12 protein-coding genes and 1 tRNA gene are annotated in these 21,680 nt (G+C 40.1%); all 13 read right to left on the bottom strand.

The window, feature by feature from the left end:
* Nucleotides 1-52 precede the first annotated feature (52 nt).
* Nucleotides 53-1,141 (bottom strand): 1,4-dihydroxy-2-naphthoate octaprenyltransferase, encoded by a 1,089-nt coding sequence (gene menA, locus ACLD5M_RS04845; protein WP_410314705.1) that lies wholly within the window; start codon nucleotides 1,139-1,141, stop codon nucleotides 53-55.
* 39 nt (nucleotides 1,142-1,180) lie between these two features.
* On the bottom strand, nucleotides 1,181-1,954 hold the full coding sequence (locus ACLD5M_RS04840) for an energy-coupling factor transporter transmembrane component T family protein (RefSeq protein WP_246904934.1): 774 nt from the start codon (nucleotides 1,952-1,954) through the stop codon (nucleotides 1,181-1,183).
* Between the two features lie 12 nt (nucleotides 1,955-1,966).
* On the bottom strand, nucleotides 1,967-3,823 hold the full coding sequence (locus ACLD5M_RS04835) for an ABC transporter ATP-binding protein (RefSeq protein ID WP_410313319.1): 1,857 nt from the start codon (nucleotides 3,821-3,823) through the stop codon (nucleotides 1,967-1,969).
* A gap of 262 nt (nucleotides 3,824-4,085) precedes the next feature.
* Entirely contained in the window at nucleotides 4,086-4,712 is a 627-nt protein-coding gene (locus ACLD5M_RS04830; RefSeq protein WP_004134831.1) for a hypothetical protein, read from the bottom strand.
* A gap of 467 nt (nucleotides 4,713-5,179) precedes the next feature.
* On the bottom strand, nucleotides 5,180-6,580 hold the full coding sequence (locus tag ACLD5M_RS04825; protein ID WP_004134829.1) for a glycoside hydrolase family 3 protein: 1,401 nt from the start codon (nucleotides 6,578-6,580) through the stop codon (nucleotides 5,180-5,182).
* Nucleotides 6,581-6,629: 49 nt separating this feature from the next.
* Nucleotides 6,630-8,375, bottom strand: a complete 1,746-nt coding sequence (locus ACLD5M_RS04820) for a VWA domain-containing protein (protein ID WP_004134827.1) — start codon at nucleotides 8,373-8,375, stop codon at nucleotides 6,630-6,632.
* Nucleotides 8,376-8,457: 82 nt separating this feature from the next.
* Nucleotides 8,458-14,214 (bottom strand): type I pullulanase, encoded by a 5,757-nt coding sequence (gene pulA / locus ACLD5M_RS04815; protein ID WP_410314704.1) that lies wholly within the window; start codon nucleotides 14,212-14,214, stop codon nucleotides 8,458-8,460.
* 190 nt (nucleotides 14,215-14,404) lie between these two features.
* On the bottom strand, nucleotides 14,405-16,072 hold the full coding sequence (locus ACLD5M_RS04810; RefSeq protein ID WP_004134822.1) for an alpha-amylase: 1,668 nt from the start codon (nucleotides 16,070-16,072) through the stop codon (nucleotides 14,405-14,407).
* A gap of 144 nt (nucleotides 16,073-16,216) precedes the next feature.
* Nucleotides 16,217-16,290, bottom strand: a tRNA-Leu gene (locus ACLD5M_RS04805).
* Between the two features lie 256 nt (nucleotides 16,291-16,546).
* A complete protein-coding gene (gene pyk, locus ACLD5M_RS04800) occupies nucleotides 16,547-17,986 on the bottom strand; it encodes a pyruvate kinase (protein WP_004134820.1) in 1,440 nt (479 codons plus the stop codon).
* 150 nt (nucleotides 17,987-18,136) lie between these two features.
* Entirely contained in the window at nucleotides 18,137-20,251 is a 2,115-nt protein-coding gene (uvrB, locus tag ACLD5M_RS04795; RefSeq protein WP_410314703.1) for an excinuclease ABC subunit UvrB, read from the bottom strand.
* Nucleotides 20,252-20,279: 28 nt separating this feature from the next.
* The gene (gene coaE / locus ACLD5M_RS04790; RefSeq protein ID WP_410314702.1) at nucleotides 20,280-20,969 is read right to left on the bottom strand and encodes a dephospho-CoA kinase; all 690 of its coding nucleotides are present in this window, start codon (nucleotides 20,967-20,969) and stop codon (nucleotides 20,280-20,282) included.
* 69 nt (nucleotides 20,970-21,038) lie between these two features.
* On the bottom strand, nucleotides 21,039-21,587 hold the full coding sequence (locus ACLD5M_RS04785; protein ID WP_410314701.1) for an NINE protein: 549 nt from the start codon (nucleotides 21,585-21,587) through the stop codon (nucleotides 21,039-21,041).
* Nucleotides 21,588-21,680: the final 93 nt, after the last annotated feature.

Below are 21,680 nucleotides of genomic sequence, written 5' to 3'. Positions count from 1 at the left end.
AAGATTCACGAGACTCGCGAAAGAATGCACAAATTCGCGCTATTTTGCTTATTTATATAATCGCAGACAACAGTACTACTGCAGCTGCAAAAATGGCTTGCGCAACGCAAAGCGCAAAAGAATTCTTATAGTCACCTTTAAGTATACATTTGGCAAATTTATACGCTTTTATTACAAGAGCTACCAATATAAACCACTGAAAAATAGCAAAAAATAGGTGCCATGAAATATTGCGTATAAACTCACTAAAACTGAAGAAAACCTCAGAACTATAAAAGCTCCATATTGAAGGAACTTCAAAAGGAAAAACAATAATTGAAACCGAATACGCTAACAACAAAAGAGCCGCAACAATACTCGCTGCAGCACATAAACGTCTACCGCTTTGCTCTCCAAGCCTTATCATCGCAGTTATTTTTCCATGCTCTTTATCACTTGCAATATCTCGAAGATTGTTCACCATCATTAAGCATGCAGAATAAGCTCCAGGAATAAATGACATTAAAACACAAGCCAAAATCATTAATGGACTATTAATAAAAATATTGTTGGCTTGAACACCTATGCCATGCGTTATTGCACATAAAGATCCAATAAAAGGAACAGGGCCAAAAAACACAAAAGCGCTTACTTCTCCAAAACCTTTATAACCATAAGGATGCTTTCCTCCTGCATAAAACCATGCTGCAGCAATGCAGGCAATTCCAAGTGGAATAAACCACAATATTCCCGTGCTAAAAACAATAAGCAAGCCCGCAATGCAAGAAATCAAAGCAGAAACTATTACCGCTTTAAGCACAGATTCTGACTTAATACCAGCATCCGCAAGACGCCACGATACATCACATAATGGCTTAGAATTTTTACTTTTACTCACAGGGCGAAACTTACGATTCTCGTCTAAGCCATTCAAGCCGTCACAATAATCGTTCGCATAATTAACAGCAATCTGCATAAATACTGCAACCGCACAGCATAGAAAAAATTGTATAAAACATTGCACAAAACTAATAATTGGTTTCTCAAAATGCGAAAAACGCATCATTCTAAGAGAAATCGCGAATGCCATAACAACAGGAACTAAGCCTATTGGCAGAGTGTAAATTCTTGCACCTTTAATCCAAACTTTTACACTTTTCATTATTAGCCTCTTAAACTATTTGCTAATTACATAAATGCTTCATACAAGATTAGGCAAAAAGATTGAAGTAACTATTGGCAAAGCAATAATAAGTGCGGAAATAACTATAAAAACAAATCCTCTCCACCCAAAAGGATAACTATAGTAAGAAGATTTGCGGGTGCGTAAATAAAAACCACGTTCTTCAGCAGCGAGCGCACAACTGTCCGCCTTACGAACTGAAGTTACTAGAAGTGGCACAATAAGTGGCATCATCAACTGTAATTTCTTAAAAGGATTTTTAGTATCGTACTCAACACCACGCGCCATTTGCGCTTCTGTAATTTGTGTCATTTCGTAAGAAAAAATAGGCACAAAACGGACTGCAGTAGTAATAGTAAAAGCGTAGCAGTATGGCACATGCAAATATTGAACTACTGCGTTTGCAAGATCGTTTAATTTAGTAACCATTAGCACGCTTACTAGCGGAAGAGCAAAACAGAAGAGTCGCAAAGCTGCTTTTGCACCAATATCCATACCGTTTTGAGTAAACCACAGGAAAATATAATGACCTTTTTGAGCAATAACTGTTTGCATAACAAACATAACACAAGCAATTATTATCATTGCTTTAATAAGGTTTAATAAAGCTTTTACAACATGAGCACAAGCCATTGCAATAAGAATAAGTACAGCAAGAGCAATAAGCACAGTGTACTGTTTTGCAATAAAAACGCTTATTACAACACTGGCAGCAAGAATAAGCTTTGCAATAGGATTAGCTTTATGAAATATGGTATTGCCATGTTGATAAGTTAAAAGTTTTGTTTGCATGCCAACCTACCTTTACCTTTGTTTCTGCTCATTTTGCGTACTATTTTTACCACTCAACGCTTGCACTAATAGAGATCTAATGTACAATCCCCTACAATTTTCAAAACCATTCGCAACTAAGCCTTGAGAAACAGAACACAATAATGGCGGATACAATGCAGCGGCATCGCAAACTTCTGGTTTTTCAAACACATCTTTTGCCAATCCGTCAATAATAAGCTTTCCGTCATTAATAACTATCAATCGTGTTGCATAGTCAAGAACAACTTCCATATCGTGACAAACCATAATCACGCAGCAACCGTGATCTCTCAAATCTTCAACTACTTGCATAATTTTCATGCACTCATTGTAGTCAAGTCCGCATGTAGGCTCATCAAGAACAAGAATTTTAGGACGCGTTACAACAGTTGCAGCCAAAGCAACCATTTGACGCTGACCTCTAGAAAGCATAAATGGAATATCTTTCGGGTTAAGATTAAGCTTTTCAATAATCTGCATTGCATGCTCTTGAGCTTGGCTAGAATCTTCACCGATTAATTCACAGCTAAAAGCTACTTCTTCAAGAACAGTTCTTTTACAAAGTTGACGATCAGGATTTTGGAATAAGGTAGATACATATTTTGCTATTTGACTAATGCGAAGCGACTTAGTATCGATACCATCTATTTCCACACTACCTTCTGTAGGTCTTAATAAGCCATTAATAATCTTTGTAATTGTTGTTTTTCCAGCACCGTTTCTTCCAATTAAAGCAATTAATTCACCGCTATTTGCATTAAATGAAACATCTTTTAGAGCTTTAACGCCATTCGCATAAGCAAAACTCACATTATTTATTGAAAGGCATGGCTTGTTAGAATTATCTAAATTATTAGCTTTTATAAAAGTTTCTTTACTGGACTCTAAAGAAGATTCTGCATTATTCGAGTTATTTGAATTAGAAAGTTTAGAATAATCCGTACGTAATGTTTTAACAATAGTATTTACAGTTTCTTCCACGCCAACAGTAAGTTCAGAAGGATTACAAATTTGCTCATCTTGCAACTGCTTAATTAAGTGAGTAGTACGAGGATAGTTAATACCAACTTTACGAAGTAAATCAATGTCTTTAAGAGCTAAAGAAACAGGAGCATCAAGAACGAGCTCACCTTTAGAAAGCACTATAAGACGTTTACAATATTCGCTTAATAAAGCAACTTTTTGCTCAATAACAACAATAGTAATACCAAATTTTTTATTAAGATTTTGAAGAATAGAAAAAATCATGCGGGAAGATACAGGATCCAACGCACATGTTGGTTCATCCAGCACTAAAACTTTAGGTTTCAGCGCCAAAATTGCAGCAATAGCAACTTTCTGCTTCTGACCGCCAGACAGTGTATCTAGATCTCGATTGCGCAAATCGCTAATGCCAACAGTTTCTAAAGAGCTAACTATACGATTAGGGATTTCATCGTGAGGAACACCAAAATTTTCCAATCCAAAAAGCAGCTCATCTTCCACGTTCGCAGCAACCATTTGAGCATCAATATCTTGAATAACTGAACCTATTAAGCAAGCAATATTAGTTAGTTCAAGAGTTGTAGTGTCATGACCAGCAATACTTACAGTTCCACAAAAGTTTCCCGAATAATGGTGAGGAATAGCACCAGAAAAAAGCGAAGCAAGAGTTGTTTTACCAGAGCCAGAAGGTCCAATAATTCCAACAAATTCACCAGGGTAAATTTTAAGATTTACTCGATTAAGCGCATACGTATTATCTTCAACGCTTGAAGTATTTTCACTACGATTTGTACCGTATTGAAAAGACACATTCTTCAATTCAAGTAGCGGCTCTTCTAAGTGGGAATCATTAGGTTTTTTCATAAGGCTCTTTATGTTTCGTTGTTGGGCTTGTTCAACTAATTTTCTGCCAGCAATAAGTTCGTTTTGCTGATGCGTACCATCCATAACTGTAACACACCAATCAAACTCAAACTATTTACCAACATGCAAGTTGATGCCAATCGCAATACGACTGGCATCAACTTACTTTTATACCTTTATTTTTCTATACACTGCAATCATTCATGCATACTAAGTGCAATAAAAACACATTTTATGCAAAATAATTTGTATAAAAATTGATTTACTTATGCAATACAATCTTCAACGGAGTGTAAAGTACTTCAACAACAATCGCATTAAATACTGCTGTACCCAAAATAATTGGAAGCATCACCATTACCATATTTGGAGAGTGAAGAATGAAGAAAGCAGCAATAAGAGCAAAAATGCAACCAGAAATTACAGTCGTAATAAAAGTAGAGATGAATGGGAATACGCTTACTTTACGAGCTGCATCCTTTGGGAACACGCGAATATAACCAATTAATATTGCAGTCATAATGATTGCAGCTGGAATATCGCAAGCATACTCAAGGAATGGAATTGAAGTATTAAATTGAATTAATGTTGCTGCAAGAGCACCAATAATAGCTCCCTGGTAAATCTTCGGCCTAACGAGCAAAATTGACAAGCAGAACGAAGCAATAACAAACTCAGGCTGAATATTTCCAATAGAAAGAGATTTTGCAACAGTAAAGTCAAGAATACATCCTGCTGCAAAAAGTACTGCAACTAAAACTAACGAAGTAATATCTAATGCGTGATTCTTAACTTTTACATTTTGCATCATTACAGCTGCAGCATCTGTAGTTGCGTTTGCACCATTGTTATAAGCTTCCTTAACGGTTTCGTTAATTTCTTGAGCCATGATTTCTCTCCTTATTTGGGCTTTATATTATTCATATAAAGCTATCGAATATTTTGTTGTGGTTTGTGATTTGTGACTTGGTTATTTTTTAAATTTAAGCTTGTATACAAAAAGACCCCCGGGCTTACCCCGGAGGTCTTCTACAAGCTTTTATATGCAGCTTCTAAAACTTCAGAGTAAACTCACGCCAAAGAGAAGACTGCCACCACCACATACGAGCAGCGTTAAGAGTATTCATAGATTCAGCATTCATGTTCATGTTACGCATGATGACTGCCTCCTAAACTCATTAACTAGCTGTGGTTAACGCACAAACCTCAACCGAAATATTCGATATTCGTTTGTGTTGAAATGATGCTAACACCATGAAAGTACAAATGCAAACACAACACGCGCACAAACGGAAAATATTATTAGAATTCTTAGTTATTCTTAGTAATTATCGGTAATTATCAGTAATTCGTTTGCTATTTAGAAAGTTTTTGATATTTAGCAATCTGCAATTTTACAGCAATAATTCGTTTTACAGAATCATCAATTCTAGACTCAGGGATTTCTCCTCTACGAACAGCATTAACAACAGAATAGTAAGCCTGACGCAAATTTGCAGGAGAAAGTAACATATCAAGACCTGCTTTAATCCCAGTAATTGCAGCGCTTGAAGGAGCATAACGTAAAGATATTGCTCCCATTCCTAAAGAATCAGAAATCAGAATACCGTTATAGCCAAGCTTTTTACGAGCTAAACCTGTAACAATCATTTCCGACATACTAGCTGGAGTATCATCTCCCGTAATCTTCGGATACGACACATGACTAACCATAATAAACTTAACGCCAGTATCTACAGCATCTTTGAATGGAACTAAATCTACTTTTCTTAAAGAAAATGGAGTTTGATTCGAAACTGTAGTACCTTTGTGAGAATCTTCAAAAGTTGAGCCATGACCAGGAAAATGCTTATACGTAGCAAAAACATGATTTTCTTGCAAACCATCCGTAAACGCGTCAGTCATACTAGCCACAAGCTTTGGGCTAGAACCAAATGAGCGCTTTTTCATAAGATTATTATCTGGATTAGTTAGCACATCTGCAACAGGGGCAAAATCAACATTAAAGCCAAAATCATGGAGATATTTACCAATATATGCTCCAGCTTTATAAGCTTTACGCATTTTCTTAGTAACGCCAATATCTCTCATATTAGGAGAAGTATTCACTCCCATTTGAGGATTAGAACTAACTCTTGCAACAGTTCCACCCTCTTCATCAACGCTGACAATTGCAGGCAATGATACACGAGCATTACTCATTTCTTGCAATTTAGAAATCATACTTTTAGTCTGTTCAGGACTTTGAATATTTTCTCTCGTATACATTATTCCGCCAACAGGCAAGGAGTTAAAAGTCTGCTGCATTTGTGCTCCAGAAGAAGTTACAGTCCAGTTTATGCCAACTAATTCCTCAGGTTTTACAACAAACATTTGCGCAACTTTATCTTCAAGAGACATTTTTGAAAGCACGCTTCTAACTTCTGCGCTATTGGAATCAACTCCCCTACGAGCCAGCTTTTTATGAGCTTTAATTAAAGCCTCGCGCTTTTCTGCTTCTATTGCTAACTCTTTAGGACTCTTAATAGCAGTTCTATTAGAATGGCTAAAGAATTGCGAGCGCATAACATGTACTGCAGCACACATAGACACTGCTATTAAAGCAACCGCAATAATAATCGCAAAAATAGAAGCGAAATGATTCCTCGACGCAACTTTTTCTACTCGCTGATTATGCAATGCACCCCTATACTGTACTGTGCGACCAGTTACAGTATGCGGCACGCTTTGCAATTTACGCGGCTGTTGCTTACGCATAAGCTTTCCCCTAATTCACTAATAATAAAAATACTATTGAAATTATTTATTAGTATTTATTCACTTCGCACACGTAGCCTGTCTTACCGCTAAATGTTTTGCGCAGTGTAGGATTTGTAAATAGGTTGTCGCGCTGATCGTTCCAAGACCATTCGTCATTTAATCTCCAAAGCATAAGATAAAACTCAGGTTCACCATCTTTATCATTTCGACTTGGCTCACCCGGCAACCAATTTTGATACTTTACTTTTTCACCAGTAACCCAGTGTGCATACACGTCACCATTTTCGCGCTGAGAGGTGTAACCGCCAATCCACACATACTTGACACCTTCCTTCTTAGCCATATTTATAACCTTAGTTTCCTTACTCTTGTCTGTAAGAGTTACTAAGTATCCGCCATCTTGCATGCATGCACTATTAGCTTCGGTCCAAGTTACATCTCCCTTATGAAGAACAAAACGAGAACCACTCTTCTTATAAGTCTTCCTCTTCACTGGCTTAAACGCTAAATCGTCACCAATTCCACCAGACTTATGATTCTTCGAATCTGCAAGCAAAGCAGAAACTACACGATCAACATAAGGATTTGTTGAGGAATCAGAATCGTATTCAAGGCAATAAACATTATCTTGATTAACTCTAATTCTATTCATTACATCTTTCATATCTGAAATAGAATTAATATCCCAGAAGTAGCCGTTTGTTTCGTTTGCAATATTTTGCAATACGCTAGAATCAGCATCAGTTGTACCAATCAAATAAACTGGTATTCCCTTTTCTTTTGCGAGCGCAATAACCTCATCCGCAGTATGAGTGCTTTCATTATCCAAACCGTCTGTAAAAGCAATAACACAGTTAAAGCCTGGATGGTTTGAAGCATTAGTAACACCAGTGTATAGAGCATCATACAAGGCAGTCATTCCGTAAGGTGTCATATTATCGATACCTGTAAGAAGTCGATTTTTATCGTTTGTGTATGTTGCCATATACATGAGGTAGCTATCGAAAGATATAAGCTCTCCTTTATCTCCAACCTTATAGTTGAGATTGCGCACAAAATCACTCATTGTTTTCTTCATAGTGTCGATTGAAGAATCCATTGAGCCAGATTTATCAAGAAGAATCTCGTAATTAACACCTTGATTGTCTTTAATTCGCTCAACCTTATGAATAAGGCGTTCTACTTCTTTGCCGCCACCAATTTTTTCGCGAATTGCAGCAGTTGGAGAGTCAATTTCAAGCGCTTTTCCACTGCTATCCGTAAGAGAAAAGTACAATTTAACGTGCGGATATTGAGAAACGTCGGAATTAACAATTTTTAGCGTATAATCTTCATACTTGTGCGATTGAGTAAGCTCACTGCGAAGCTTTGAATAAGGAATTTGACCCGGATGAATAAAATCCCAAATTAAGCAGCCAAAAATACAAGAAAGAATAAAAGATATAACTATTGTAATAGAAAGAACTATATTTCTTTTATCCTTTAATTCCTCATTTGAAAAAACATCAAATCCAGAAAATAGGCCGCCACCGCGAGAAGACGAAGGAATAGCTGATGCCGTATAAGTGGCTGATGCTGCAGCATTAGCATTATACGGCTCAGCTTTGTAAGCTTGAGGCATGTTGTTACGCATACTTTGCTGATTCTGAGAACTCTGCTGATTCTGAGAACTCTGCTGATTCTGCGTATTGTTCTGCTGATCATTTTCTGCAGAAGCATTAACAGCTGCTCCACAACGAGAACAGAACCGTGTATTATCCTTAATTAAAGCTCCACAGTTGATGCAAAACATACGTTCTTCTTTCTCACAGCATTATGCAAGTACTTGCATAATTAGCTCAAGCTTAATATACTTTTTGATTCTATACCTTCTTTTATATATTCTTATTTCGCTTTACTTTAATAAAGGACGCACTAGCCACGACCAACAATATTGCACAAATAAATACAATCTGAATTATGCTGCTACCTGTAGCGCTTAATTCTTGCGATTTTTTAACAATATCGTTATTTAGAACGGTTATGTACGTCCATGCAACTTGATTACCATGATCATCAATCAACACAACTGTATGCTTTCCGGAATATCCTGCTGGGAAGATTGCGTCAAACTGAGGAACACCATTTACCATTCGAACAGTTACATACTTAGAACCATTTGCGCTCTTAAGTAAGCGAGGAGAGGAGTAAATGTATGCGTATGCATAAACTACACCGTCTTTCTTCAATCGTTCGGTAAATTCACTGTTTACAACATGAATACTCACATTGTTCACAACACCGGCTGTTGCAACATCATTGCTACCTACAGTAAGCGTGCCCTTTAATTCTGGCTTAAGCTGCTTAACAGTTACAGGAGCTTCAGGAGCTGGAGCAGATGGATCTGGTGCTGAAGTGGAAGTCTCAGCCTTTTGAGCATGATTCTCAACCTGAGCAGGCTTCTCAGTTTTTCCAGTCTTTCCAGTGTTTTCGGATTTAGCAGTATCTTCAGAATTAACATGCTCTGGAGTCTTATTAGCAGGAGCAGACTCATGCTTATTTTTAACTGAAGGCTGCGTATTTCCTTGCTGAGTATTCTCCGTCTGAGGATTACCTTGCTGAGTATTATGAGTTTCTACAGAAGGTTGCTGCGATCCATGTTGAGTTCCAGAACCAGACTGAGGATTCACCGGAGCAGGCTGAGGATTTACAGGAGCTGGCTGAGGCGCCGGCTGAGGATTTACAGGACCAGGAGCTGGCTGAGGCTGAGGCTGTGGGCCTGGAGCAGGCGGTTGAGGTGTAGGAGTTACAGGAGTCACAGGCTCACTCTTCTTTTCAGCATTAAGCAACACAGCAGTCGAAAGAGCAGCAACCTTATATGTTCCGTCAGCAGAAACATTAGCCTCTTGAGCACCATCATTAACTTTGCCATTAGCAACAAGAGCAGAATACTTTCCTGCTGGAATCTTTACTTGAGTTTCAGCATTATTAGCATTGAACACTACAACGTACTGCTTATCTGCATCTTTAAGCGTGTAAGCAATTACACCATCAGGAGTGCCATCAATCATCTTCATGTTCTTGTTAATTGTTGCATAATCAAAATCACGAAGAGATTTAATGCTCTTGCGTAGCTTCAACAATCCCTTGAAATAGTTCACGGAATCAGATTTGTCAGCAGCACGATTCCAATCAAGAGCATTGTCTTTATCGCCAGCATTGTAGCTATTAGAATTACCGTTCTTGCTTCTTAAGAATTCCTGACCAAGCTGAATAAACGGCATGCCACGAGAAAGCAAAATCATTGAATTTGCAAGCTTTACTCGCCTCAATCGTACGTCTTCAGTGTCTTTAGGCGCAGAAACCTTTAGCTTATCGTACAACGACAAGTTATCGTGAGCTTCAACATACTGAACTACTTGTCCTGCATCAGCAAAGTGCGTTTCAGCATTACTATTCGAGCACTTAACAGTACTCGTGCCAAATTGGCAACCAAGCAAATTATGCTCAAGCAAAGCCTTAACACCTTTATCTGTATTGCCATTTACAAAACCAGTAGACGCATCACCAAACACAGAACCTTTTACAGAATCACGGAAGGAATCGTTAAAGAACGCTACTCCTGGAATCTTATAGCCATTTGGCTGAATAGTAGAATCACTCTTAGGAAGCAGTTCATTCATATCCCAGCCTTCACCGAGCACAATAATTGAAGGATCAATCTTATTAAGCTCAGCACGCACTTCCTGCATAGTCTTCAGGTCAATTAAGCCCATCAAATCAAATCGGAAGCCGTCAAGGTTGTAATGCGTAGCCCAATACTTTACAGAATCTAAAATATACTTGCGCATCATTTGACGCTCAGAAGCAGTATCGTTACCGCATCCAGAATTACCATTCAGAGCGCCATCCTTATAACGGAAGTAGTATCCAGGAACCGTCTTGTTAAACGAATGATTTTGTGCGCTATAAACATGGTTGTAAACAACATCCATAATCACACGCAAACCAGCTTTATGAAGACCAGCAATCATTTGCTTAGCTTCCTTAACTCGCGCTGTTGGATTAGCAGGATTCGTAGAGTAAGACCCTTCAGGAACATTGTAGTTTTGCGGATCATACCCCCAGTTTTGAGCACCTTGCTTTCCATAGCTCAAGTCACCAGTTTCATTCACAGAACCAAAATCATACATTGGCATGATTTGCACGTGAGTGACACCAAGAGACTTCAAATAATCCAACCCAGAAACATTATGCTTATCTGTAGTTTTCGTACCTGCTTCTATTACGCCAAGATACTTACCACGATGAGCATCGCTAATACCAGAGTTTGGATTGATTGAGAAGTCACGAACATCCATTTCTGCAATTGTTGCGTCACTTGGATTCGTAAAGCTTGGCATACGATTTCCAGCGCTACCAGCGTCTTTATCTGCTAATACAACAGAACGTTCACCGTTTACTACTGAAGCTTTCGCATAAGGATCAGCAGAAACATTCACTGTGCCATCAGCAAAATGAACTTCATATGCGTAAGCTGTATTAGCTTTATCACCATCGAGCTTTACAGACCATACACCATGATCTTCTGCTTTCATAGCTGTTTCTTTGTCTTTTTCAGCTTTTTCAGCAGTCGACTTATAAGTAATCAGCTTTACTTCAGTTGCTGTTGGAGCCCAAAGCTTGAAAGTAGTTGAAGAAGCAGAATACACAGCACCTAAATCATCGCCAGTATAAGCATATTTCTTATCGAATTCATCGGTACGAATTACACTAGCACCAGTTTTTGAGGAAGCAGAAAGCTTAATATCTTTAGCTAATCCCTTAATACTCAACTCATACTTATGTTTAATATTAAGTTCATTCTTGGTTTCAATAGTAATCTCTGAACCATTAGCTTTAACAGAATTAAGCTCAACAGTCTTGGCAGGATTTTCACTAGCATCCAAAAGCGTTACGTCAGAGTCTTTTACAGAAGACACGTCACCAGATACTTTTACAGCTAACTTCTTTAAGCCAGCAATATCAGCAGACATTACGTGAGCTGTAAGTTGTGGCATAGTAGCGTTTAAGTATACTGTCATGTCATCTTGCATTAACCAGACTTCAACGCTACCCTTGTTTGGATCATTTGGATCTAGCTTAATCGCGTTGTTTGGAATACTGCGATCGCTAGGATCTTGTTTATCCCAAGCATTATTTGGCGTAGACTTTCTAACTTTGAAACCAACACTGTCAATACCAGCATCATTCTTAGCAGTGAAGGTTGCAACTTTGCCATAATCGTCATGCGAAGTGAAGTAACGAGCAGTACCACCGGTTCCGTCATTCCAAGTCCACATGTTCCAGCCTTCATAATCGCCAGCATTCCTGCGATAATGAACTGTTACCTTTAGCTCTTTTGGCTTCTTCTTAAGATTGTCTGGAGCAGCAAACTGCGTAGTACCCGTTCCGCCTGTTACCCAAGCTTCAGCAAGACCACTTGCGCAGTTTTCAATAGCACGATCGCCACCGTCTTTATTCCAATCTTTTGTAGTAGTAATAAAGGAAAGTGACTTGTTTTCAAAAGAACCATCAACCGTAGTTTCAAAAACTTTGCCGAATTTATCACTGCCATTGAACTCATGCCAAGCTCCAGGTAAATCTTTACCATCCTTGTCTTTGCCCCACAAATAAACGCCAATATTGCGAGTATCACTCACTTTTTGTGCGTAGTGGATGCGAACAGTGGTCTTTGGATTATATGCTACTGGGCAAGGATTTACTCCAACGCTACCCTTGTGATCTTGAGCTACATACGAATCAGTGTGAGCTGGAATCTTAAAGTTATTATTATCTCCTTCGTGATACCAGTAACCATTGCCATCGTTAAACACTGCTTCATAAGCTTTGCCATTGGTTCTAATTGTCTTCTTATACCAACCATCGCAAGCCTTCTTCATCTCATCGCCAGGAGCTTGAGTCCAGCTTGAGCCTATGCCGTAATGAACATATACTTTTTTATCTTTAAACTTTTCATCTGGCTTAAAGTAAATAGTTGTTGTAGGATCTTCTGGCATACCTGCATCAGGCTTTTCTTCACCATATTTAGGATCAGATGGATCAGTGGCAGAGCCTTTTGGATGATTAGCTTTTGTTGCATCAACGTGCAATACTACTGCTTCGCGAGCGCCAATCTTGGTTTTAACTTCACCTTTTTCAACTTTAACAGTCTTAGAGCAGTCACCTGCAGCATACACATTGCAGTACTCACCATCAGGCAAATCAGTCTTATAAGAAACTTCTTTTTCGTCAAGCGAATTGTTGATTGCTAAGAAGCCCTTCTTTTCGCGGCTAAAAGCAATGTTGTTATCGCCATCATCCTGCCAATTTGTGACTTTCGCACCTTGAACAGCATTGTAGAATCCAATCATTCCGCGAATAGAAGTCCAACGCTGAGTGCACTGCCACTTTGAATTAGCACCACAAGTTACTTCCGGAATAGACGTTTCAGTTGCACCAGGAGCACCATCATCATTCTTATCGAACTTGTATCCGGAATACACGTTTGGAGTGCCGTATGGCCACGCGAGCATGAAAGCGTTTGCTAAAGTGTAACGACGACCGTCCTTATACGTAAGCACGCTGTTACCGCGCTCTGTATCCCAGTTCGTAACGAAAATAGCAGCTTTATCGCTCTTAACCATTCCGTCTTGAATTTTGTTCAGAGGCTTGCTTGCCTTCATCAGCGAGCCTTTGAAACTTTGCATAAGCTGGTAAGAGTAGCCAAACTCGTTAACTTCGCCTTCATTCAAATGCGCAGCTGGCTGAATTTGTTGAGCTTCTGAAGGATTGCCAATAGTTTCCTGCATCCACCAGATGTCATTAATCTTTTTGCTATCTTCAACACTTTCGTTGTATTGCTTTATAGCAGAAGCTTTAATGCCCCTCATATCTTCTGTAGAAATATGTTTTACAGCATCCACACGAAAACCAGCAACACCAAGCTTCAACAAATCTGCAAAATACTTACCTAAAACTTGCTGAACATGCGGCTTAGAAGTATCCAAATCAAGTAAGCCTACAAGCCTGCGATTCCACACTTCCTCCGCATTGTTATAATGCTCAATATTCCTATTATCTTGATGGAAATCATCCTTTTTATATCCAGCATCTTCAAAAGTCTGAGTAGACACATCATACTTACTTCCACCAACACCGACTTTATCTTTATTATCAGCGCCAGCCATGTGATTAATTACAGCATCTGCAATAATCCCCACGCCCTTTGCCTTGCAAGTTTTAATCATATCTTTAAACTCAGCTTCAGTGCCAAGTTTAGAATCAAGCTTATAGCTCACAGGCTGATACGAAGTCCACCAAGCTTTACCTTTAATATGATCCTGAGAAGGCGAAATTTGCACATACTTCACACCTTCAGGACCATACGTTTGTTCGCATTCTTGAGCAATACTCTTCCAATTCTGCTGGAATGCAGTAACAATAACACCTTTACCTTTAAGAGTTACATTCGAAGAAGTTTCTTTGCTATTGCTAGACTCCCCGCTAGTCGCAGCGTTTGCGCTAATTGTAACAGCAAAACCAGTTACAAGCATTGCAACAGACGCAACAACAGCAACCATCTTCGATGCAAAGTGTCGACGATGACTCATCAGTTTCCTTTCCTCCGTTGGCATTAGCGCGTTTCTTCTTTGGACGCACTAATAGCTTAAATACGCAAACGGTGGCTAGTACGGCTATGTTGCTAGCCACGCATAAATGCGCATATAAGCGGAGGCAATTATATCACCGACATATTGACAATATTGCAATAAACAATTAAAAACTGCAGTTGTGTTGGTACTACTTAGCTGCACTTTCAACATCAGCTTTGTCTTTTTTAAATCGCAAAACCAAAGTAACAACCAAAGCTACAAAAATAGCAACAAATACCAGAAGTATTTTATTAATTGCAGAATTGCTACCAAAGTGCTTCACAGCCTTAATATGCAAAGCTACAGCAGAATGAGAAGGAATAGTTGTTTCAACCTTTCCTCCACTAACAGTTACAGTTTTTTCGCAATTCTTTGATGCATAAACATTGCAATACTCGCCATCTGGCAAATCAGTATTGTAACTAACATTATTTTGCTTATCGTCATTATTAATAGCGAAGAAACCCTTATTTCCGCGGCTAAAAGCAATATTATTGCTTTCATCATCCTGCCACTTAGTTACTTTCGTGCCTTTAACAGCATTATAGAAACCAATCATGCCTCGAATTGAAGTCCAGCGTTGAGTGCACTGCCACTTTGAATCCTTGCCACAGCTTGCATCTGGAACAGACGTTTCAGTTGCAAAAGGCGCACCTTCGTCACGCTCACTAAACTTGTATCCGGAATAAATATTTGGCGTACCATACGGATAGCTAAGCATAAAAGCGTTCGCAAGCTCATATAATTTGCCATCTTTGTAAGTAAGAACGCTTGTGGCATTATCTCGCTCAGTATCCCAATTTGTAACAAAAATAGCAGCACTCTTATTAGGAATAAGACCATCTGTAATATGCTTCAAATTGTCGATTGAACCAGAGAAATAATTTCGCAAACGGTACGAGTACTCAAACTCGTCTACTTCACCAGTTCCAACATACTTATCTGGCTGATTTTCTTTCGCACCATTGCTATCCCCAATTGTTTCCTGCATCCACCAAATGTTTTCAGGCTTAACACCACTAGCCTCAGATGCAGCCTTCTTAATAGCTTTCATCTCGTTTGGAGCAATATGCTTTACAGCGTCCACACGGAAGCCAGATACACCCATTTTTAGCAATTTTGCAAAATAATTACCAAGAGTTTGCTGCACATGAGGCTTAGAAGTATCCAAATCAAGCAAACCAACTAAACGATAATTCCAAACTACTTGCGCATCCTTATATGTGTAAATATCTTTATCTATTTGGTGAAAATCATCTTTCGTGTAACCAGCATCTGGATAACTCTGATTCGCCGCATCATACTTACTGCCGCCAACTCCCACAGTATCTTTATTGTCAGCACCAGTCATGTGGTTAATAACAGCGTCAACAATAATTCCAACCTTCGCAGCTTTACACGTAGTAATCATATTCTTAAACTCAGCTTCAGTACCAAGCTTAGAATTTAGATTGTAACTAACAGGCTGGTAAGAAGTCCACCACGCTTTGCCTTTAATATGATCCTCCGGAGGAGACACTTGAACGTACTTAACACCTTCAGGACCGTACGTTTCTTTGCACTCCTTGGCAATACTCCTCCAGTTTTGCTGAAAAGCGGTAACAATAACGCCTTTTTGTGGAAGGCCGTTTGTTGATTTAGTTGAAGCAAATGCCGAAGAGTTTGGAACAATGGTAAACACACACATTAATATTGTTGCTACAGCAGCGAATGACGCAAATACAAACATTAAATTGCGCTTGCAATTATTGATTAATTCGCCAGAATAATTACTTTTTTTACGCTTGCCTAGTTGCAATTTTGCACTGCGGATCATCTTTGTTCCTTTCACATCACGTACAGCACATTCATTGTTTTATTGTGCGAAAATGCTTTTATTATTATACGCTTTATTACTTATGTCTAAATATTAAAACGAAATAAAAAACGTCACTCAGCAAGCTAAGTGACGTTGTGCACGTGCCCCCGGTGAGACTCGAACTCACACTGCACAGATTTTGAGGCTGTTTCCTCTACCAATTGGGATACAGGGGCATCTTCAATTTTTCGCAATTTTTTGCGACTTGTTGACTATAGCACACTTTAAGCTGCATGCAAATAGTTAAGGCGTTTTGCGCGTGTCGCAATATTGAATAATTGCGATTAAATACAAGCAATGCGCGCAACCTACAGATAGGAAGCGCGCATTACAAGTCACAACTTATACGTTACACGTTATATGTCTTACACATACGCAAGTAAATAATTAAAAATTAAATCATACTAAACGCATGTGTAAAACCGCATAATATTAGTCGCAAGCACCAACTGTGTGAACGTAGATGGAGTCAGTACGGCCAGCCTGACGCTCACCCTGAGCAGTGCTCAAGATAACAATCTGGTCACCATCTGAAACCTTACCAGCCTCACGAAGAACCTTGTCGGTGAAAATCATCAAATCGCGACGATTCATATCGTGATAATCTTCACTAATCAAGAATCCTTCAGTACCCCAGCTCAAAGCCAACCAGTGATAAGTGTGCTCATTGTTGGTCAAGCCGTAGATTGGAGCGGTTGGGCGTTCGCGGGAAATACGATGAACCGTGCGACCAGTCTGAGTGTAGGCAACAATAGCCTTAGCGTTAAGCTTATCTGCCAAATCAACAGCTGCAGAAGAAACTGCGCCGGTGCTAGACATATCAAGCTCAACAGCAGGAATACGATCATAGCCATTCTCGGTAGCATACTGAGAAATGCGAGACATAGTCTTTACGGTAACATCTGGATACTTGCCGACAGCAGTTTCGTTAGAAGTCATTGTTGCGTCAGCACCATCGAGAACAGCGTTAGCGCAATCAGAAGCTTCTGCACGAGTTGGTACTGGAGAGTTAACCATTGTGCCAAGAACTTCAGTAGCAACGATAACTGGCTTTGCGTAACGGCGAGAAAGCTCAATGCAGCGCTTGGTAACGAGTGGAACCTCTTCAAGAGGCATTTCCACAGCCATATCGCCACGAGCTACCATAATGCCGTCGAAGGTCTTAACAATCTCTTCCAAGTTTTCAACAGCCTGTGGCTTTTCAATCTTAGCAACGATTGGAATACGACGACCTTCTTCGTCCATGATTTCGTGAGCGCGATCAATATCGGTAGCAAAACGCACGAAGGACATAGCAATAATGTCAGCGCCAGTGCGAATAGCCCAACGAAGATCAGACTCATCTTTTTCAGTCAAAGCTGGAAGAGAAACTGCAACGCCTGGAAGATTAATGCCCTTGTGGCTGGAAACTGGGCCAGCAACAATAACCTTAGTGTGAACGTCGTTACCTTCTACCTTAGTTACCTCAAGGCGAACCTTACCATCATCAATAAGGATTGGATCGCCTGCATGGCAATCTCCTGGCAAACCCTTGAAGGTTGTAGAAGTGCGATGCTCGTCACCTTCAACATCATCAGTAGTAATGATGAACTCTTGGCCTTCTTCCAAATAAACCTTATCTTCACCATCAGCGTTCTTCTTAAACCAACCACAGCGAATCTTTGGACCCTGCAAATCAACAAGAGCAGCAACATTGCGGCCAGTGGACTTGGAAGCTGCACGAACATTGTTGTAAACGCGCAAATGATCTTCAGGAGTGCCGTGAGAACGGTTCAAACGAGCAACATCCATACCAGCTTCAACAAGCTTGGTAATACCTTCCAACGATTCTGTAGCTGGACCAATGGTATCAACAATTTTGGCTTTACGCATAATGCCTACCTATTTCCTTTGTTTATTTTTAAATGGGAAAATACCCACTTTCCGAGTAATAGTGTACCAGCAAATTGTGACCTATAGGCAAAACTCGCGCCTATTTATTCATTACAATTAACCACGACTAGCTGCGCTCACTCATTACCCTTACTTATTAGCCTCATCCATTTGCCGCAACTCTTTCTTTAAATCGCGTATTTCGTCGCGCAAACGAGCAGCCAACTCGAATTGCAACTGCTGCGCAGCAACATGCATTTGCTCGCTCAAATTTTTAATCAGCGACATAATATCGTCTTGTGGCAACGCAGAAACATTTGCCATACGCTTTTCTTTGCTTTGCTGCCCAAGATTCGTCTCTTTTGGCACACCATAATGCGAATTCCCAGCCTTATTAGCATTCCTATAACCGCCTGCTAGCAAAGTCTGCGTATCAACATCTTCTTTAGCAAGCATGTCGTTAACGTCACTAATCTTCTTTCGCAAAGGCTTAGGATCAATTCCATGAGCCTTGTTATACGCGATTTGCTTTTCGCGGCGGCGCTCCGTCTCGCTAATCGCCTTGCTCATAGCATCCGTAACGGTATCTGCATACATAAGCACAGTTCCAGAAACGTTACGAGCAGCGCGGCCAATCGTCTGAATAAGCGAGCGGTAAGATCTTAAGAAGCCTTCCTTATCTGCATCCAAAATTGCAACCAGCGAAACTTCTGGCAAATCCAAACCCTCACGAAGCAAATTAATGCCAACAATCACATCAATTTTGCCTTCGCGAAGCTCGCGCAAAAGCTCCACTCTGCGCAAAGTATCAACATCTGAATGCAAGTACTCAACTTTAATTCCAAGCTCCAAAAAGTACTCGGTTAAGTCTTCCGCCATTTTCTTCGTAAGCGTAGTAACAAGCACGCGCTCATCTTTTGCCACTCGCTCCTTGATTTCCGCAAGCAAATCGTCAACCTGACCTTCCACAGGTCGAACCTCAATCTTAGGGTCAAGCAAACCAGTTGGGCGAATAATCTGCTCAACTACGCCGTCAGAAAGCCCCAACTCGTAATCTCCAGGCGTTGCAGAAAGATACACAGTTTGACCAACATGCTCCAAAAATTCTTTCCATTTTAACGGGCGATTATCCATTGCAGAAGGCAGCCTAAATCCATGCTCCACAAGCGTTCTTTTGCGCGAAGCATCACCCTCATACATGGCTCCAATTTGCGGCACAGTTACATGCGACTCGTCTAAAACTAGCAAAAAGTCGTCTGGGAAAAAATCAAGCAGCGTATGCGGAGGCGTGCCTGCATCACGTCCGTCAAAATGCCTCGAATAATTCTCCACTCCTGGGCACACACCAACCTGACGCAGCATCTCCAAATCATACGTAGTTCGCATTTCTAAACGCTGAGCTTCCAGCAATTTGTTCTGCTTTTTAAGCTGCGCAACGCGTTCGTCACGCTCTTTTTCAATAGCCTCTAGCGCGCGTTCCATGCGCTCTGGCCCTGCAATGTAGTGAGACGCTGGGAAAATATGAACGCTACTCTCCTGGCGAATCACTTCTCCTGTAAGAGGATGCAACATTGTAATTCTGTCGATTTCGTCACCAAAGAACTCAATTCGCACAGCTAATTCTTCGTACACTGGAATAATCTCAACAGTGTCTCCGCGCACTCTAAAAGTTCCGCGCGTAAAAGCAATATCGTTGCGCTTATATTGCATGCTCACAAACTGGCGAAGAAGCGTATCTCGCTCAAGCTGCTGGCCAACGTTTAACATAAGCATTCGCTCTGCATACTCCTCCGGAGTACCAAGGCCGTAAATGCAAGAAACAGTTGCCACAACAACGCAATCGCGTCTAGTAAGCAAATTCGCTGTAGCAGCATGACGAAGCCGCTCAACATCGTCGTTAATATTGGAATCTTTTTCAATATACGTGTCTGTTTGCGGAATGTACGCTTCTGGCTGATAGTAATCGTAGTAAGACACAAAATAGCTCACGGCATTATCTGGCATAAGCTCACGAAACTCCGCGCAAAGCTGAGCCGCTAAAGTTTTATTCGGCTCAATAATAAGAGTAGGACGCTGCAAACGCTCAATAAGCCAAGCAGTTGTAGCAGTTTTACCAGTTCCCGTAGCACCCATTAAAACAACGTCGTTTTCGCCGTTTTCAATGCGATTCGCCAACGCTTCTATTGCTTGCGGCTGATCACCCGAAGGCTTGTACGGAGCTTTTACAACAAACGGCTTGTTTGTGCGCTGAATTTTATTCGACATAATCTTTTACTTCCCCAATTTTACCATTTCAGCGCTTTGATTGTTTATTGTTTATTTCTTGCAGCCATGTTTTCAGCATATCGTCAACACTTTTAAGCATAGATTCCATCGGTTTCGTTGAATCTACCACAAAATCTGCCATATCTTTTCGAGCTTTACTTGGAAGCTGACTATTTATGCGCGCCAAAGCCTGGCTCTCCGTCATATTTCGCTCTCTTATCATTCGCTTAACGCGAATTTCTTTAGGCGCTTCAACAGTAATAATATGGTCAAAACTGAATGGAATGCTATCAATTACTTGCGCAAGAAGTGGAATATCGTGCACAATAACCGAGCTTATACTGCTTATTTCATTGCAACTTTCTTTAGAAATTTTACTAGAATATTCGATTTTATATTCGCTTTCTAAAATCTTCGCACAATCATAAATAGCAGGATGAATTACATCCTCAAGCTTACTTAACGCTTGCTTACGTTCATCGTCATCTCCAAAAATATGCTCTGCAATAAACGCACGATTTAAAGAACCGTCTTCCAAAACGGCATTTTCCCCAAAAATTCCTACGATTCGCTGCAATACTGCGCTTCCTGGTTCCACCACTCTACGCGCTAAAACGTCGTAATCTATAACAAAAGCGCCAAGCGAATGCAAATGGTTTACTACTGTAGATTTTCCAGCCGCAATTCCGCCCGTTATCGCAATACGCATTATTGTCATATATAAATTATAAGTAATGCCCCAGTAAATAATTACCGGGGCATTATATGCTAAATAGTAATTGTAAAATTAGTCTTGAAGTTCAGCACCATCGGCATCCTTATGCCACTTAGAACCAGGCTGAGAGCAAAGAATGCAAATTCCTTCAATAAATGCCCAAATTCCAGAAACAAAAGCCAGCAAGCCGAAAGAAAGAATAGAAATAAGAAGCTGGGCAATAGCCTTGCCTTTAAACCCAAGATAGAAATTGTGCACACCCAAAGCGCCCAAGAAAATCGCTAACAGGCCTGCAGCAATCTTGTTACGAGAGCTTCTGTATGTGTTTGATGAATAATTATTAGACCCATAGTTAGAGTAGGAAGACGCTTGATTGTACTGAGGAGCAGACTGAGAGTACTGACCATATTGTGGCTGAGAATACGAATTCTGGCCATACTGAGGCTGACCATACTGTGGCTGAGCATTGTACTGAGGCTGAGCACCATACTGGGATTGGTCGTTATATTGTGGCTGAGCCTGGTTGTACTGCTGAGACTGATCATTGTACTGTGGCTGTCCGTACTGTGGCTGTCCGTCAGAGCCGGCGTAATCTCCAGTTTGATTATCTAAATCACTCACAATAATTACACTTTCTCTCGTAAGAAATTTATTTTCTTAAAAACTATATAATAAAAAATTAATAAATAAAAGCGTTATTACTAAAGATATTAA

The organism is Gardnerella sp. Marseille-Q9185, assembly GCF_046508745.1.
In the GTDB taxonomy this organism is placed as follows: Bacteria; Actinomycetota; Actinomycetes; order Actinomycetales; family Bifidobacteriaceae; genus Bifidobacterium; species Bifidobacterium greenwoodii.
The sequence above is the reverse complement of the archived record's forward strand: the minus strand, read 5'-3'. Positions and strand labels throughout refer to the sequence as shown.

Excerpts from the sequence above, each read along its gene's own strand:
- ACLD5M_RS04820 (WP_004134827.1), bottom strand. The coding sequence starts at position 8,375 with ATGTTTTGCATCAACTGTGGAGCTTTAATTAAGGATAATACACGGTTC.
- coaE (WP_410314702.1), bottom strand. The coding sequence starts at position 20,969 with ATGACAATAATGCGTATTGCGATAACGGGCGGAATTGCGGCTGGAAAA.
- ACLD5M_RS04825 (WP_004134829.1), bottom strand. The coding sequence starts at position 6,580 with ATGCGTAAGCAACAGCCGCGTAAATTGCAAAGCGTGCCGCATACTGTA.
- ACLD5M_RS04830 (WP_004134831.1), bottom strand. The coding sequence starts at position 4,712 with ATGGCTCAAGAAATTAACGAAACCGTTAAGGAAGCTTATAACAATGGT.
- ACLD5M_RS04835 (WP_410313319.1), bottom strand. The coding sequence starts at position 3,823 with ATGAAAAAACCTAATGATTCCCACTTAGAAGAGCCGCTACTTGAATTG.
- ACLD5M_RS04840 (WP_246904934.1), bottom strand. The coding sequence starts at position 1,954 with ATGCAAACAAAACTTTTAACTTATCAACATGGCAATACCATATTTCAT.
- pulA (WP_410314704.1), bottom strand. The coding sequence starts at position 14,214 with ATGAGTCATCGTCGACACTTTGCATCGAAGATGGTTGCTGTTGTTGCG.
- menA (WP_410314705.1), bottom strand. The coding sequence starts at position 1,141 with ATGAAAAGTGTAAAAGTTTGGATTAAAGGTGCAAGAATTTACACTCTG.
- pyk (WP_004134820.1), bottom strand. The coding sequence starts at position 17,986 with ATGCGTAAAGCCAAAATTGTTGATACCATTGGTCCAGCTACAGAATCG.
- uvrB (WP_410314703.1), bottom strand. The coding sequence starts at position 20,251 with ATGTCGAATAAAATTCAGCGCACAAACAAGCCGTTTGTTGTAAAAGCT.
- ACLD5M_RS04810 (WP_004134822.1), bottom strand. The coding sequence starts at position 16,072 with ATGATCCGCAGTGCAAAATTGCAACTAGGCAAGCGTAAAAAAAGTAAT.